The 15,596-nt window shown below is 69.0% G+C and carries 14 protein-coding genes; 6 read left to right on the top strand and 8 right to left on the bottom strand.

What is annotated here, in order from left to right; translation table 11 throughout:
- Positions 1-2: 2 nt before the first annotated feature.
- The 4 genes from L2D00_03670 to dusB all read right to left on the bottom strand — a co-directional run bounded on the left by L2D00_03670 (position 3) and on the right by dusB (position 5,626).
- Entirely contained in the window at positions 3-2,225 is a 2,223-nt protein-coding gene (locus L2D00_03670; GenBank protein WBQ13789.1) for a PAS domain-containing sensor histidine kinase, read from the bottom strand.
- Between the two features lie 70 nt (positions 2,226-2,295).
- On the bottom strand, positions 2,296-3,570 hold the full coding sequence (locus tag L2D00_03665) for a response regulator (GenBank protein ID WBQ13788.1): 1,275 nt from the start codon (positions 3,568-3,570) through the stop codon (positions 2,296-2,298).
- Entirely contained in the window at positions 3,567-4,607 is a 1,041-nt protein-coding gene (locus tag L2D00_03660; protein ID WBQ13787.1) for an ATP-binding protein, read from the bottom strand. Before L2D00_03660 ends, L2D00_03665 begins: the two co-directional genes overlap by 4 nt.
- Complete coding sequence (dusB, locus tag L2D00_03655; GenBank protein WBQ13786.1) at positions 4,604-5,626, bottom strand: tRNA dihydrouridine synthase DusB; 1,023 nt, start codon at positions 5,624-5,626, stop codon at positions 4,604-4,606. The genes L2D00_03660 and dusB overlap by 4 nt, the downstream gene beginning before the upstream one ends.
- Positions 5,627-5,715: 89 nt before the next feature.
- Here dusB and L2D00_03650 point away from each other — a divergent pair, with 89 nt between their 5' ends.
- Together L2D00_03650 and L2D00_03645 are read left to right on the top strand one after the other, a co-directional pair.
- Positions 5,716-6,861: a bifunctional 2-C-methyl-D-erythritol 4-phosphate cytidylyltransferase/2-C-methyl-D-erythritol 2,4-cyclodiphosphate synthase gene (locus L2D00_03650; GenBank protein WBQ13785.1), complete on the top strand. Its 1,146-nt coding sequence runs from the start codon at positions 5,716-5,718 to the stop codon at positions 6,859-6,861.
- The gene (locus L2D00_03645; GenBank protein WBQ13784.1) at positions 6,858-7,337 is read left to right on the top strand and encodes a CinA family protein; all 480 of its coding nucleotides are present in this window, start codon (positions 6,858-6,860) and stop codon (positions 7,335-7,337) included. The genes L2D00_03650 and L2D00_03645 overlap by 4 nt, the downstream gene beginning before the upstream one ends.
- On the opposite strand, the gene L2D00_03640 is transcribed toward L2D00_03645, so the two are convergent.
- Together L2D00_03640 and L2D00_03635 are read right to left on the bottom strand one after the other, a co-directional pair.
- Positions 7,334-8,440 carry a hypothetical protein gene (locus L2D00_03640; GenBank protein WBQ13783.1) on the bottom strand — a complete coding sequence of 369 codons (1,107 nt, stop codon included), beginning with the start codon at positions 8,438-8,440 and terminating at the stop codon, positions 7,334-7,336. The genes L2D00_03645 and L2D00_03640 overlap by 4 nt on opposite strands.
- Positions 8,437-9,507, bottom strand: a complete 1,071-nt coding sequence (locus tag L2D00_03635; GenBank protein WBQ13782.1) for a GNAT family N-acetyltransferase — start codon at positions 9,505-9,507, stop codon at positions 8,437-8,439. Before L2D00_03635 ends, L2D00_03640 begins: the two co-directional genes overlap by 4 nt.
- Before the next feature lie 145 nt (positions 9,508-9,652).
- On the opposite strand from L2D00_03635, the gene L2D00_03630 reads away from it, so the two are divergent.
- Genes L2D00_03630 through L2D00_03615 form a run of 4 tightly spaced genes read left to right on the top strand, consistent with a single transcriptional unit; the run spans position 9,653 to position 13,708 of the window.
- Complete coding sequence (locus tag L2D00_03630; GenBank protein ID WBQ13781.1) at positions 9,653-11,104, top strand: oligosaccharide flippase family protein; 1,452 nt, start codon at positions 9,653-9,655, stop codon at positions 11,102-11,104.
- A complete protein-coding gene (locus L2D00_03625) occupies positions 11,101-12,027 on the top strand; it encodes a glycosyltransferase family 2 protein (GenBank protein WBQ13780.1) in 927 nt (308 codons plus the stop codon). The genes L2D00_03630 and L2D00_03625 overlap by 4 nt, the downstream gene beginning before the upstream one ends.
- Positions 12,024-12,797, top strand: a complete 774-nt coding sequence (locus L2D00_03620; protein ID WBQ13779.1) for a polysaccharide deacetylase family protein — start codon at positions 12,024-12,026, stop codon at positions 12,795-12,797. The genes L2D00_03625 and L2D00_03620 overlap by 4 nt, the downstream gene beginning before the upstream one ends.
- Complete coding sequence (locus L2D00_03615) at positions 12,794-13,708, top strand: glycosyltransferase (protein WBQ13778.1); 915 nt, start codon at positions 12,794-12,796, stop codon at positions 13,706-13,708. Before L2D00_03620 ends, L2D00_03615 begins: the two co-directional genes overlap by 4 nt.
- On the opposite strand, the gene L2D00_03610 is transcribed toward L2D00_03615, so the two are convergent.
- Together L2D00_03610 and L2D00_03605 are read right to left on the bottom strand one after the other, a co-directional pair.
- Entirely contained in the window at positions 13,681-14,958 is a 1,278-nt protein-coding gene (locus L2D00_03610) for an O-antigen ligase family protein (GenBank protein ID WBQ13777.1), read from the bottom strand. The genes L2D00_03615 and L2D00_03610 overlap by 28 nt on opposite strands.
- Positions 14,955-15,569, bottom strand: coding sequence for a hypothetical protein (locus L2D00_03605; GenBank protein ID WBQ13776.1), 615 nt, complete (start codon positions 15,567-15,569; stop codon positions 14,955-14,957). The genes L2D00_03610 and L2D00_03605 overlap by 4 nt, the downstream gene beginning before the upstream one ends.
- Positions 15,570-15,596: the final 27 nt, after the last annotated feature.

Raw genomic sequence — 15,596 nt, 5'->3', positions numbered from 1 at the left:
TATTACGCCTCCGCACGCGCCGCCGGGCTGTCGAGCCCCGCACGCGTTTCAAGCAAGGGAAAGGCCAGACGCACCACAGCCCCGGTTTCACCCGGCGCAGGATCGTCCAGATCGAGGCGCCCGCCATGATCTTCCATCACGCGCCGAACGATCGCCAGGCCAAGCCCGGTGCCCTTTTCGCGCGTGGTCATATAGGGCTCGGTCAGGCGCGCCTTGTCAGCCACGGGCCAGCCCAGCCCGTCATCGCGCGCCTCGACCACGCCAAAGCCTTCGTGTTCGAACACCCTCACCGCGATCTGGCCCGGCACCTTGGCGCTGTCGCGCTCCATGCGCGAGGCGACGCTTTCGGCGGCGTTTTTCAGGATATTGGCCAGCGCCTGCCCGGCCAGGCGCGAGTCGCACTCCACCAGCGGGCCGGGCTCCGGCCCGTCCAGTGTCAGGCGGATGGACGGCGACGCCACGCGCTGGGCAAACACGGCCGAGCGCGCGATCTCGCTGAGGTCAGCCGCCTCCATATTCGGTGCCGGCATGCGGGCGAAGGACGAGAACTCGTCCACCATGCGCCCGATATCGCTGACCTGGCGCACGATGGTGTCGATGCAGCGGTCAAAAATCTCCAGATCGTCCGCGTTGACCGTCCGGCGGTATTTGCGCCGCAGACGCTCGGCCGACAGCTGGATCGGGGTGAGCGGGTTCTTGATCTCGTGGGCGATGCGCCGGGCCACATCGCGCCAGGCGGCATTGCGCTGGGCCCCGACCAGACGGGTGACATCGTCAAAGGTCAGCACCACCCCGCCCTCTTCGTCGGGCCCGGCACGCACATTCAGATTCATCACCGCACCGTCGGCATTCGGAATGTCGATCTGGCGCTCGGCGATCTCATGGGGGCGGCGCACGACCTCGTCCACCACATCCAGAAACACTGATGCGCCCTCGTGCAGCGGCCGGCCCACCAGCTCCTCGGGTTCATGGCCCAGCATCTGGGCCCCCGCGCGATTGATCAGCGTGATGCGCCTGTGGGCGTCCAGACCGATCACCCCGGCGCTGACGCCGGTCAGCACGGCCTCGATGAAGGCGCGGCGGCGCTCGTTTTCGGTATTGGTCTCCACCAGCGCCTTGCGCTGGCTGGACAGCTGGCGGGTCATGCGGTTGAACGCGCGCCCCAGCGCCGCGATCTCATCATCTTCACGCGCCACATGAACCCGCACGTCCAGATCGCCCCGGCGCACGCGCTCGGCCGCCGAGACCAGCCGGCTGACCGGCGCCGTCACCCGCTGTGACGCGCTCAGCGCCAGCCAGACCGCGCCAATAAAGATCAGGATCGCCGCCAGGGCATAGACGACGAAGAAGCTGCCGCGCATCTGCTGTTCGCGCTGCACCGCCTCGCGGAAGGACGCAATGGCCGCCTGCGGCGCGGACAGGAGCGAAAAGTCCTCGAACCAGACGACATAGAGATAGGCGTCGCCATATTCGGGCATGGCGATGATCATGCGCAGATAGTCGGGCGCGTCGGCGCGCGTCACCGGATCGGACGCGCCGATATCGCCGTCATCGGCCACGTCGAACATGAAGCGCGTGGGGGCTGCGAAAGGCGGCGTGCCCGGTGCCTCGTCGCTGCGCGCCAGCACCGTCGCCTGGCTGTCAATCACATAGACCGCCGGAAAATTGCGCAGCATGGCCTGCTGGGTCAGATAATTGCGGTAGAGGATGCGGCTTTCCTGCAGGCCCTGCACCGCCGCCGGGTCCGACAAATCCTCGGCCAGCGAGCCCATCTGCAATTGCACAAAGCTCAGCGCCACATTGGGCCATTCCCGGCCCAGCTCGGCGGAGGCCTCCACCAGGGTCGTCACCCGCTCGCCGAACCAGAATTCAATACCGCGATTGAGCACCAGCGCGTGAAACCCGGCCATCAGCACCGCCGGCGCAATGGCGGCGACAGCAAACAGGGTGATGAAGCGCATCTGCAGGCGTGGCGCGGGTTCGGCAAATTTGCGCCCGCGCAGCTGGCGGCCCAGACGCAGCGCCACGGCGATCGCCAGCCCGGCGACCACGAGGATGGTCAGGGCCAGAAGGGAGCGGAACAGAAGCCCGGTCGGCTCCCAGACCGTGCCGGAGCTCACCGACATCAGCGCCAGAGCAATCACACCGCCGGCCGCAATGACGAACACAACGGCGAAGATCGATATCCGCTTCATGGCAGCGGGCGCGGACAGCGCTGCGGTCAAAGGGGCACTCCCGGATCCAGTCGGCGCGGATCATGACCGAGCTGTGGCCGGGATTCAACACCTGTGACGCTCAGGACGCAGTCTCACCGTCCAGCCCCAGGGCCGCCAGGCGGCGGGCGAAGGTATTGCGGTTCATGCCCAGGCGCTGGGCCGCGTCCTGACGCACGCCGCCTGCCGCCTCCAGCGCCGCGCTGAGGGCCGCGCGCTCGGCTGTCTCCAGCACATCACGCAGGGATTCAGCGGATCCGGCGGCCCAGGCTTGCGCCAGCCGGCGCACAGCGGCGTCTTCCAGCGCTTCGCGCGCATCCGGGGGCGCGGGCCCGGCCATCGCCCGCGCGATGTCGTCCGGCCCCACCTCGCCCCGCAAGCCTTGCGCCCGGATGCGCGCAGCGGTGCGTTCGATCTGCAGTACCTCGCCCTCCCAGGCCTGGGCATTGACGAAGGCGGCACCCTCGGGACTCAGCGTCCAGCCGCCCTGCCCGCCCTCTTCCAGAAACCAGGCGAACAGACGCGCGCGGTCATCGCCGCGCGTGCGCACGGCGGGCAGGGTCACGAACCCGACCGCAAGACGGTCGATCAAAGCCGGTGCCAGATGGTCGCGCACGTCCGCAGCCGCAGTCGCGATCAGGCGGGGCGTCGATGCACCGCGCGTTTCAAGCGCTTCCAGCACCCAGTCCTGAACTTCCCGCGTCCAGCGTTCGGCCCGGCGCAGCAGCAGCACACCGCCCGCTGCCTCACCCAGCAGGACCGGCCCGTCGCGGCGCGCCCGGTCCGGCCCGGCCTCCACCAGCGGGGCAGACCCGCCGGACTGGCGATGCAGCCAGCGGCCCGCCGCGGCGCGGCCGGATCCCTCAGGCCCGGTGATCAGGACCGGCGCAGACGTGCGCGCCAGACGGGCCAGCGCCTGAAACGCCTCCTGCATGGCCGGCGCGCGGCCCACCAGCCCGCCCATGTCCTCCTCGCGCGCTGACGCGCGGGAGCCAGAAGGTTTGAGCGCCTTGTCAAGAATCTCCACCAACTCGTCGAGATTAAACGGTTTTGGCAGATATTCGTAAGCGCCGCGGCGGGTGGCCCCGAGCGCGGTGGCCGCGGTTGTCTGCGCGCTCATCACCACAACCGGCGCATCGGGGCGCAGCCGGGCCAGCTCGTCCAGCCGGTCCAGAAAATTCTCCCGGCCCAGCAGCACGTCGGCCACCAGCGCGTCGGCTTCACGCCGGATCATCCGGTCCATGGCCGTGTCGGGCGACGCCGTGGCGCGCACATCGAACCCGGCCCGCGACAGGGCCTTGGAGATCACAAAGCGCAGCGAATCATCATCTTCGAGCACCAGCACACGTCGTGTCATGGGGCCTCGCTCCCGGCGTCGCGCAGATAGAGATGGAACACGGTCCGTCCCGGGCGGCTGTCAAATTCCACCCCGCCCCCATGAATGTCCGCGATGCGCGCCACCAGGGCAAGGCCGAGGCCCTCGCCGGCCGGCTTGCCGGTCACGAACGGATTGAACACAGCCTCACGCAAGGCATCGGGCACGCCGGGCCCGTCATCATGGACCGATATCTCCAGACGCGCATCGGGGGCCGGCGCGCCGGGCCTGGGTTGGCGGTAGCGTGTTGTGACCACCACATCGCCGCCAGCCTCACCCAGCGCTTCGGCGGCATTGACCAACAGATTGAGCACGGCCTGCAACACCAGATCCCGATCGGCCAGGGCATCGGGAATGGAAGGGTCAAACCGCTCCTGCCAGTTCACCTGGGTACCGGAACTCGCCATCGCCGAGCGCACGGCTTCACGCACCAGGACATGCAAATTCACCGGGGCAAAGTCTTGCGGCGCGATATCACCGATATGACACCAGCGCTCGGCGATCCGGCGCGCGCGGTCGGTCTCGGTCATGATCAGCTGGGCGAGCTCACGGGTCTCTTCATCGCCGCCCGCCGCGATCAGTTGCGCGGCCCCGCGGGCCCCCGCCAGCGGGTTTTTCAGCTCATGGGCCAGCATGCGGCCAAAGCCGGCCGCCGCGCTGGCCGCCGTGTCGCCGCGCGGGCTGGCCGAACTTTCCGGCCATGGACGCAGGCTCAGACAGGCACCCTCGCCATCGGGCGCGGCGTCGACCGCCAGACGCATGGGCCCGTCCTGCGTCGCGACCGGCAGATCATGGGCGAACACCTCGCGCCCTTCCGCAATAGCGCGCTGTGCCAGCGGTGCCGCAGCCGCGCCCGCCGGCCCGCAGGAGGCGAGTGGCTGGCCGGTCAGGCGGCGTCGGGAGCGGCCAAACAGGATTTCCGCGCGGGCATTGAGATGCAGCACAATCCCGGCGCCATCCACCAGGACCAGCCCGACCGGCGCCGCCTCGCCCAGCCGATCGGTGATGTCGCCTGTCATGCGGCGGCGCGGTCACGGTGACGGGCCACGAACGCATCCATGGCCGCGCGCACCTCATCGGCCGTGCGCGGCTGGCACACACTGGCCCGCCAGGCGCGGGCGGCATCCACATCGCCCATCGCCCAGTCCACAAAGCTCGCCAGATGCTTGCGCATCATGCGCACGCCCAGCTCCTCACCGTACAGCGTCACGCTGTCGGTCAGCGCCTCGCACAGCGACTGTGCGCCGACAGCGATCGGCGGCTCACGCAGATCACCGCCGTCCATCAGCGCATCGGCGATGGCACCGGGCAGCCAGGGGCGGCCCTGAGACGCCCGTCCGATCATGACGCCGTCCGCGCCTGACCTCGCCAGCGCTTGGCGGGCATCATCGGGAGTGGTGATATCGCCATTGACGATCACCGGGATACTCACCGCCTCCCTGATCGCGCGCACTGCGGACCAGTCGGCGTGTCCGGTATAGAATTGCTGGCGCGTGCGGCCATGGATGGTGACCATCGCCGCGCCCGCGCGTTCGGCCCTCGCTGCCAGATCCGGCGCGTTCAGACTGTCATGGTCCCAGCCCAGCCGCATCTTCACGGTGACCGGTCTGGACGTGGCGCCAATCGTCGCCTCGATCAGGCTCTGGGCATGATCGAGGTCACGCATCAGCGCCGATCCGGACAGGCCCTTCGTTACCTGCCGCGCCGGGCAGCCCATGTTGATGTCGATGACATCAGCACCGGCCTCTTCGGCCAGTTTCGCGCCGACGGCCATCCATTTGGCTTCGCGCCCGGCCAGCTGGATCACATGGGGGCCGCAGCCGCCATCGGCCTTCATGCGCCGGATCACGTCCTTGCGCCCCTGGGCCAGCGTCTCGCAGGCCACCATCTCGGTCACCACCAGCCCGGCACCGAACCGCCAGGCCTGGCGGCGGAACGGCCAGTCGGTCACGCCGGACATGGGCGCAAGCACAACCGGCCGGTCCACCCGGACCGGGCCGATCTTGAAACCGTTCAGGGCTGCGCCGCGCTCTGTCATGGAATGAGCAGATAGCCTGTCTGGACGCGCGCGGCCAGACGCCTTAACGGATGACACCAGCCCTTGGGCCAGCACATGGGGAGAGCATTGTGACGGTGCGATTTTCCGCCTGCATCATGGCCGCCGGGCGCGGAGAGCGCGCCGGAGGCGGTCTGCCCAAGCAGCTGCGCAGGCTGGCCGGACGCCCGGTTCTGGCCTGGAGCGCGCAGGCGCTCGCTGATCATCCGGCCTGTGATGAGCTGATCGTGGTCCACGCACCCGGCCAGCGTGAGGCCATCATGGCCGCGCTGGGCGATCTGTCCGCGCGCGCGCGCTTTGCGTCCGGCGGCGCAACACGCTCAGCCTCGGTGCGCGCAGGCCTCGCCTCGGTCAGCTGCGATCATGTCCTCATCCACGATGCCGCGCGGCCCTTCCTCACCGCCCAGACCATCGACGCGCTTCTGGACGCGCTCGCCCACGCGCCGGGCGCGGTGCCGGCCCTGCCCGTGGCCGATGCGCTGGCGCGCGAAGCGAATGATGGCCTCACCCCGGTCGGACGTGATGGGCTGATGCGGCTGCAGACACCGCAGGCGTTTCGCACCGATGCACTACGCGACGCGTTCGAGGCCGCAGACGGAGGCGACTTCCCCGACGAGACGGCTCTGGCCCGCGCTCACGGGCTGGAGGTCCGCGCCATTCCCGGCGACGAGATGAACTTCAAGCTCACCTGGCCGGCGGACTTCGACCGCGCCGAGCGGCTGATGGCCAGGCCCGGCGCCGGGACCGTCACGGGATCGGGATTTGACGTGCACCGCCTGGCACCCGGCGACGGGGTGCATCTGTGCGGCGTGTTCATCGTCAGCGATCTGCGCCTGGTGGGCCATTCCGATGCGGACGCGGGCCTGCATGCGGTCACCGACGCGGTGCTGGGTGCCGCCGGGCTTGGCGATATCGGCGATCATTTCCCGCCCAGCGACATGCAGTGGAAAGGGGCCGATTCCGCCCGCTTCCTCTCTCATGCGCTGGAGCTGGCGGGAGAGGCCGGGCTGGCGCCGGTCCATTGCGACGTCACCCTGATCTGCGAACGCCCGAAGATCGGCCCGCACAAGGGGGCCATGAAGGCGCGCCTGGCCGCCCTGATGGGGCTGCGCCCCGAACGGGTGAACATCAAAGCCACCACCACCGAAGGCCTCGGCTTTACCGGCCGCGGCGAAGGCCTGGCGGCCCAGGCCGTGGTCACCATGAGCCTGTCATGAGCGCGAAGCTTGCCCGGCAAGTCCTTGATAAGGCGCTGCAATCCGGGATCATGATCTCGGCGGCGGAAAGCTGCACGGGCGGGCTCGTCATGGCCGCGCTCACCGATCCGGCCGGTGCCTCGGATGTGGTCGATCGCGGCTTTGTCACCTATTCCAACGCCGCCAAGAACGAGATGCTGGGCGTGGACCCGGCGCTGATCGCGGCCCATGGCGCGGTGTCGCAAGCGGTGGCGGCCGCCATGGCCGAGGGCGCGCTGGCCAAGTCCAGCGCCCACCTCGCCGTATCGATCACCGGCATCGCCGGACCCGGCGGCGGTTCAGCGGACAAGCCGGTGGGACTGGTCTGGTTTGCTCTGGCGCGCACCGGCGGCGCGACGATCACGGTGGAAAAGCGCTTCACCGAGCCCGGCCGCGCCGGCATCCGCGCCGCCAGCGTGGAGACGGCCCTGCAGCTGCTGATCGACGCCCTGGCCTAGTCCGGCCGGCGTGTATTGCGCGCCCAGACCCGGCGCATCAGGGCCATGATCTGATCATTGTGGGCCAGCGTCATGGAATCTTCGCGCGCCTCGTAGGGCCGCCAGCCATGGGTCCAGCGGAACGCGGCCCAGTTGGCGCCGGCCGCCTCGAACTGCGTGATGCGGTCGTGCAGATAGTCCGTCACGTCCGGGGCATAGCGCACCGCGCCGAACTCCATCATCGCCCAGGCCCCCAGCGACGCATCGGGGCGGTCCAGCGGGCTTTCGCGCGCACTGAAACGCTGACGCTCATCGCGTCCCTGATGGGTGTAGCCCCAGGGCTCGTAATCATGCAGCGCCAGGATCGGCCCCGGTCCCACGGCGGCGCGCAGATCGGCCGCGTGGGCGGTGCGCGCCCAGCGGTCGGGGCTCAAGAGCAAGGGTGTCACCCGGTCGGCGTCCGCCGCCGCCACGGCCCCGGCAATGCGCGCTGCGAACGGCTCCCACACGCCGGCATGGCCTTCATCAAACCCGTTGGGTTCGTCCATCGCCACCACGCCGGCCAGCGCCGGATGGCCGCCAAACTCGCGCAGCGTCCAGACCACCATCTGCGCCCAGGCAACCCGGGCCTCGCTTCGCGTCCAGACCGAAACATCTTTCAGCTCAGCCGGATACCAGGTTTCGCCCGGGTGAAACGCGAACGCGCTGCGCCCCGGCCCCGAACGCAGGCACAACACCGTATACAGCCCGTGCGCCCGGCAGCGGTCGAGCCAGGTGCCGATATGATCCACCATCGCGGGATCCACCCTGTAGGGCGCTGTTTCTGCAAACGGACCCGGCCCAGACCAGCTGATCAGATTGGCACCCGCCCCGGCCAGGTCCGCCAGCGCCGCATCCGTCACCGGCGCGCCGGCCACGCCGGACCCCAGAAACTGCCCGCCATCCAGAGACGGATAGACACGGCGCTGCACGATCACCGCACCGCGCAAGTGCGGTCCGCCCGCCAGGGTCCACAAATCATGCTTGGTCCGGCTGATGCGCAGGCCCGCCGGAACCGCCTCAGCGGTCCCCGCCAGCATCAACCCCGCGCCAGCCCCTGACAGAAGCCTGCGCCGTGTGATCATGCCGCGTGAAATCCGGCCAGCAGATCAATGCGCCGGAACGCCTTGCCCGGCAGTCTGGCCACCATGCCCAGTGGCAGACGCTCGGCGCTGCACTCCAGAGCCCGCGCCGCGCGCTGCACGGCCAGCGGCGCGCCCTGCCCGGCAAAACCGGACACAAGAGCGATCTGCCAGCTGGCCAGCTGCGCTTTGAATTCATACTCGCCGGGCCCCAGATGCACTTCGGCAACCCCGTCTGCCGCCACCGCCTGACAAATGTCCATCAGCAGGGCGAGGCCAGGTCCGAAACCGGAGAACTCGGGGTCATAGACCGGGAACCAATAGTGCAGCACGCGCTGCGTGCGCATGCCCACATGGACGGCGGCCAGACGCCCGCCAATTTCCAGGCTCGACACCAGCAGGCGGCAATCTTTCGCCTTGATATTATTGAGCAGGTCCACGGTCCAACGCACCGAAAACGCATCGAAAACGCCCGTGCGCTTGTACTGGGCCGACTTCCAGGCCAGCGCCGCCGCCAGCACCTCGGGCCGGTCATCGTCGACCCGGAACGCAAACCCGCCCTCAGCCCCCTCCAGCTTGCGCCGCCGGGTGCGCAGATTGCGGAAGGCCTTCGCGTCGATCGCCGCGCGTGACTCTACAAAGGCATCATACCCCGCTGACAGATCGATCACCCAGCTGCCATCGCGCTGGAGCGCGTGGCGCCGGAACGGCGCCTGGCCCGCCAGCGCGCCATGGAAGCCAAACACCCCCACGCCGCCTGCCTTGAGCATGTCGCACAGATCCAGATCGATCTGCGGGGCGGCAATCAGCCCATGATGGTCGCCCAGCGGCCCGGCCAGCGGACGGGCATGCCCCATAAGCCCGGCATGGAGCGGCAGAAACGCCGTGACCGTCCCGCGCTGGCGCGCCACCAGCACGCGCGTATCCCGGCGCGCCGCGCCGGCCGCATCCAGAAACCCGAGCGAGAAATACGGGCTGGCCAGAGCCGCATCCGCATCCACAAAGCTTTGCCATGCCTCGCGTTCGGCGGGCGTCAGGTCGGCCGGTTTGACCATCGTCACGTTCAACATGGCATCGCATCCGATCCGGCCCTGACCTGTTCTGATCCGGGCCTGGTTAAGGGCGTCTTCAGCCTGCTCATGCATACTTCATTCCAACAGGCGCGCACGGCAGATGGCTTGCATGGGCAGCGGTGACCTTACTCGTGGACGTATCATGCTGAACCGCCACCTCCTGGCCTATCTGCCGGTCTACGCCGCCCAGGCGGTTGTGGGCTTTGGTGCCGTGATCGTGTTCACGCGCCTTCTGAGCCCGGAAGAGTATGGCCGCTACATGCTGCTGCTCGCAGGCGCGGCGCTGATCGGCACAGCCGTCTTTACCTGGCTGGACGCCGCCGTGGCGCGCCATCACGCCCGCTGCGACGCACGCGGACGCCTGCCCGGCCACACCTTCACCGCCTGGCGCATATACGCAACGCTGGCCCTCGCCGCCGCCGTGATCGCGGGGGGCGTGATCGCCGTCATCCCCATGGATGGTGCCCTGCGCACCGCCTGCGCCTTTGCGCTGGCCCACACCATCATCCGCTCCGGCGTCACGCTGGCGCTGGAAACCCGCCGCGCCGCGCGTCAGGCGGGCCGCTACAGCGCCATGGAAAGCTTCACCCTCACCGCCGGCTTTGGGCTCGGCGTGGTGTTCGCCCATGCCGGGCTGGGCGCCGCCGGTCCGTTCGCCGGCATGGCCTTGGCGGGCCTGGTCATTTTGCTGATTGACGCGCCGGTCCTGCTGTCGCGTGCCAAACGCGACCGCGCCGACGGGCCGCGCGCAATGGCTTATTTCGCCTATGGCGGGCCGGTGGCGTTCTCGCTGATTTTCGAGCATTTGCTGTCCGTGGGTGACCGCTTCCTGATTGCGGGCTTCATGGGCGAGGCGTCGGTAGGTGCCTACGCTGCCGGCTACGCTGTGGCCGATCGCTCCCTGTCGATCATCTTCCTGTGGCTGGGAACCACCACCGGACCCTTGCTGGTCGCTGCGCTGGAGCATCAGGGCCGGGCCGCCGCCCAGGCCGTCGCCCGGCGCACGGGCGCGCTCATGGGCCTGCTCGGCTTTCCCGCGGCCGTCGGGCTGGCGCTGGTGGCTGAACCGGTCGCGCGCTGGCTGATCGGGGCGGAGATCGCGGGCGAGGCTGCGCGCATCATCCCCTTCATCGCCCTGTCCGGCCTGATGAACGGCATCATGACCTTCTATTTCCACGAGGCCTATGTGCTGGGCCGCAAACCCCGCGCCATGGCCGTGGTGATGACAGGGGCTGCGGCGCTCAATCTGGGGCTCAATATCATCCTGATCCCGATGCTGGGCCTGACCGGCGCGGCGCTGGCCACCGTCATCGCCTATGGCGCGGCGCTGGCCGTGTGCATCGTCCATGGCCGTACGGTGTTCGCCCTGCCGATCCCGGTGTCTGACTGGGTGCGCTCGGGCGGGGCGGCGCTGGTGATGGGCAGCGTTATCCTCGCCCTGCCCTCTCTGGACAGCGCACCGGCCGAGCTGGCACTGAAGATCACGGCCGGGGCTGGCGTCTATGCGCTGCTCGCCCTCGCACTCGACGCTGCGGGCTGCCGCACGCTCATCGCTGCGCCGGTCCTGGCGCGCCTGACCGGGGTGCGGGCATGAGCAGCGCGATCCGCGAAACGATCAACGAGGCGGCACGCCAGTCCGCAAGCCCGATCCTGTCCGTGCTGGTGCCGACCTATCGCGATGATCCGCGCCCGCTGCTGGCCGCCCTCGCGGCGGATGGCTCCGACGAGGTTGAGATCATCATCTACGAAGACGGCGCGCCCGACCCGGACCTGTCCGAAGTCCTGCGCGCAGCCGTGCTGTACGCGCCGATCCCGGCCCGCCTGATCACCGCAGAGACGAATCAGGGACGTTCGGCCGCGCGCAATCGTCTGGGCGATCTGGCGCGTGGAGACTGGCTGTTATTCCTCGACGCCGACATGCGCCCGCCGGCCCGCTTCCTGCCGCGCTGGATCGACATCCTCAGCCAAAGCCCGGCTGACGCGGTTTTTGGCGGCTATGAGCCGTGTGCGCCCGCCAGCCCGGCCGAAGCCGTGCATGCCGCGCTGGCCCATGTGTCTGACGTGCGCAGCGCGGTAGAGCGCAATGAACTCGGCGCGGTGGCAGTGTGTTCGTCGAACCTCGCCGTGCGTCGCAGGTTTTTCGCGCAAGTGCCTTTTGACGAAACCTATTCAGGCTGGGGCTGGGAAGATGTGGACTGGGCCTTGCGCGCCGCTGAAAGGGGCCGCGTCGCCCATGCCGACAATCCCGCCGGGCATGGCGGGCTGGAGAGCGTGGAGCGCCTGCTGGCGAAATTCGGCGCGGCGGGACCCAACTTTGCCCGCTTGCTCGCCCGCCATCCGGACTATGCCGCGCGGCCCGGCGCGCGCCTGGCCCTGACGCTGAACCGCTGGCGGCTCGCCGCGCCGGCGCGGGCCGCTGGCGCCATGATTGCACGCCTCGCCCTTCTGCCCGTGCGGGTGCGCGCGCTCGGGCTGAAACTGTTTCGCGCTGCTGCCGCCGCCGGGGATCTGCCATGACCATGACCGCCACCGCGCCGTACACGCCTGCAGGCGGTCTTGAGGGCAAGCTGCGCCGCCTGTCCGCCCGGCTTCTGGGCGTAACGCCCCTGACCGTATCGCTGGATCGGCCGCTGATCAGTTTCAGTTTTGATGATTTCCCGCGTTCGGCCGGTGAAGCCGGCGCCGACATGCTCGAGGCCTCGGGCTGGCGCGCCACTTACTACGCTGCGGGCGGGTTCGAGGGCGGGGTCACCCATATGGGCGAAATGTATGATTTCGCGCTGTTGTCGGAATTGGCCGCGCGCGGGCACGAGATTGCCTGCCACACCTATGCCCATCCCGATCTGTCGCGGGTGAGCGCGTCCGGCGCGCTGGCCGAATGCGCCCGCAACCGCGATACCCATGCGCGTTTTCAGGGCACCCAGCCCTTTGAAACCTTCGCCTTTCCCTATGGCGAAGCCACCCCGGCGGCCAAGCGCAGCCTGTTGGGCGTATACCGCGCTCTGCGCGGCATTCGTCCGGGCGTCAATCGCGGGCGGGCCGATCGCGGCCTGTTGAAAGCCGTGCCGCTGGATGGCGGTGAATTTGGCCTGGCCCGCGCGCTGCGCGCCATCGCCGACGTCCGCTCGCAGCCGGGCTGGCTGATCTTCTTCGGTCATGATGTCCGTGACAATGCCAGCCCATGGGGCTGCTCGCCGCGCTTTCTGGAGACGGTGTGTCAGGCCTGCGAAGGGCTGGATGTTCGCCCGGTGGCGCGCGCGCTCGATCATGTCGAGGCGACGGCATGACCCCTGTTGGCGTCCTCATCCCGACATTCCGCCGACCGGACAGCCTGGAACGCGCCCTGCGCAGCGTCTTTGTTCAGACCCGCAAGCCCGACGAGATCATTGTCTCGGACAATGACCCGGCCGGATCGGCGCGGGCGCGCGTTACAGCCCTGCAAACCAGCGCGCCCTGCCCGCTCATCTATGTCCATGCGCCCGCGCCTGGCGTGTCCAATGCCCGCAATGCCGGCTTCGCGGCGGCCAGCGCGCCGCGCATCGCCCAGCTTGATGATGATGAAAGCGCCCCGCCCCATTGGCTCGGCGCCCTTGAAGCGGTGCATGATGCCAGCGGTGCCGGGGTCACGTTCGGCCCGGTCCACGCCCTGTCCTCCCAAGCCGGACCGGTGCTCTCGGCCTGGCTGACCCGTCTGTATTCGCGCGCGCCGGATCACCCTGCCGGACTGATCGCCAAGCCGTATGGCTGCGGCAACAGCCTGATCGACCGGGACCGCTGCACCCTGCCCGCGCCGGTGTTTGACGCCGCCGCCAACGAGACGGGCGGTGAAGACGATATTCTGTTCACGGCGCTGGCATTGGCAGGCGTGCGCTTCGCCTGGGCGCCCGGGGCCGATGTGGTCGAGCATGTCGAGGCATCACGGGCCCGGCTGGGCCACGCCGCCCGGCGCAGCTTCGCCTATGGTCAGGGTCCCAGCCAGACCGCCCTGAAATCCCGGCGCTTTGGCGCGCTGGCAATGTGGGTCGCGGCGGGCGCCGCCCAAACCGCCGGCTTCACACTCGCCCTGCCCGTGGCGCTGATCGCCGGGCCGGTGCCTGCGGCCGCCTGCCTCGACCGGCTGGTGCAGGGGTCGGGCAAGATGGTGTTCTTTGACTTTGCCGCGCCGCGCTTTTACGGCGTCTCGGCCCGCCAGGCCTGATCGCGGCCCGCCGCCAGCTTGGCCAGCGTCACCGACAAGAGCAGCCAGACAAATCCGTTTTGCTGCAACAGATTGCTCTCTGACAGGCTGATCACACCCCAGGCCGCCAGAAACGGCAGCGCCCAGTAAGTCTCCACGCCTTGAAACAGCCGTCCCGCGCTGCGGCCCAGCCCCGCCAGATACACCCACCCGGCCAGCGCCGTGCCGGGGATACCCAGCGCCAGCGCCGTCTCCAGCCAGGCATTATGCGCGGTGGGCACCGGCCAGGCTGTGGTCTGGCGCACCCAGTGCACCGGACCATTATCCACCTCCCAGAACGCGCCATAGCCGAACCCCGTCCAGGGGCGCTGCGCGATGGCGTCGCCCAGCGCGATCCAGATATCGGTGCGTCCGGTCAGGGTGGCGTCACGTCCCAGCAGCTCCAGCACCGCGCCAGGACCGATGACGGCCACAAAACCGGCGCCGATGACTCCACAGACCAGTCCCAGAACTCCCACAGAGGCAAAACCGAACCCGCGGCGGACCAGGGCAATCGCCACCGGTCCCCCCACCGCTATCCCTGTGGCGATAAAGGCGGTGCGCGAGGTGGCCAGCACCACCAGCGCCAGCGCCAGCGGGATGAGCGCCAGCCAAACCCAGCGCTCGCCTTGGGTTTTCGCGCTGAAGGCGGCGGCCAGAAACGCCAGCGCGCCCCAGGCCATCATGGCACCCAGTGTGTTCTTCTCCCACCACAATCCCCGCCAGGCGCCCGGATGCACCTCCTGCATCACGCCGAATCCGGGCGCCAGTGCCCCGGCCAGCAAACTGCCCACCGCAAGGATTGAAAACGTAAGTGCAATCAATCGGATAAGATCACGCCAGTCATAGCGGGCTGCCAACCACAGCCCGAAGGCCAGCGTCATCACCACGCCCAGCCCGCGGCGGACAGACACCTCCGGATCGAGCGACCACAGCGCCGACACCATGGTCAAAACACCCAAGAGAATCAGCGGCCAGGACCGCATCGCGACCCGCCACACCGCGCCGGGCGACAGGGTGATAAGGATCAGGGTCAGCGCATAGACCGGCGGCCAGATCAGCCGCAATGCCTCCGCATCATCCGGCCGCGCCGGGTCCGCGAGCAAGGGTGCCAGAAGCGCATTTGAGTAGAGCAGCAAAGCACTTAGCGCCAGTCCGGCCTCGATAACCGGCCAGAGCGTGAGGCGCGGCGCAGCCTCGCGCCACCGCGCGGCCTGCGCCAGGGCACTCATGAAACTGCCTTTAAATCCACCCGGTTGACCACCACACCCAGCACCCGCCCGCCCGACGCCTCGATGCGGCCGGCCAATGCCCCGGCCTGGGAACGCCTTGTGCTACTTGCATCTCCGACCAGCACCACCCCGTCCAGATCCCGCGCCAGGGCAGTGATGGCAGGGCTGCCCGCAGGTGCGTCGAGAATCGCCAGACGGCACGCGCGCCGGACCTTGTCCCAATATTCGGGCGCAGACCGGAACTCCACCCGGCGCACTGAACCCGGTTCCCGTTCAAAGCGGGAAAGGAAGATGCGCTCGCCATCGGGCCGGCGCAGCGCCAGCCGCCCGGCACCCTCCGGCTCGCACCGCCAGAAGCGTGATCCATGCAGCGCACCGTCATAGCCATCAGCGCTGAACTCCGCGCCGGCTGATTGGGGATTGCGTGCAAAATCAAGATCGTAGAGCCAGACCTGGCCGTCAGCCAGACGGGCGCAGCGCTGAGCAAGCGCGCGGGCGATGAAGCTCGCCCCGGCACCGGGCGCAACGGGGACCACCATGACAGCCGCCCCGCGCGCACCGCGCGAGACAAGCGTTCGGGCCAGCCCGTCCAGTTCCAGTTCAAGTGTCATGCGCGCGCCTCAAGAGGAGCGTTAACC

The sequence above is a fragment of the Hyphomonadaceae bacterium BL14 genome (assembly GCA_027627705.1).
In the GTDB taxonomy this organism is placed as follows: domain Bacteria; phylum Pseudomonadota; class Alphaproteobacteria; order Caulobacterales; family Maricaulaceae; genus Oceanicaulis.
Note: the sequence above shows the minus strand (reverse complement) of the source record. Positions and strands in the feature narration are given on the sequence as shown.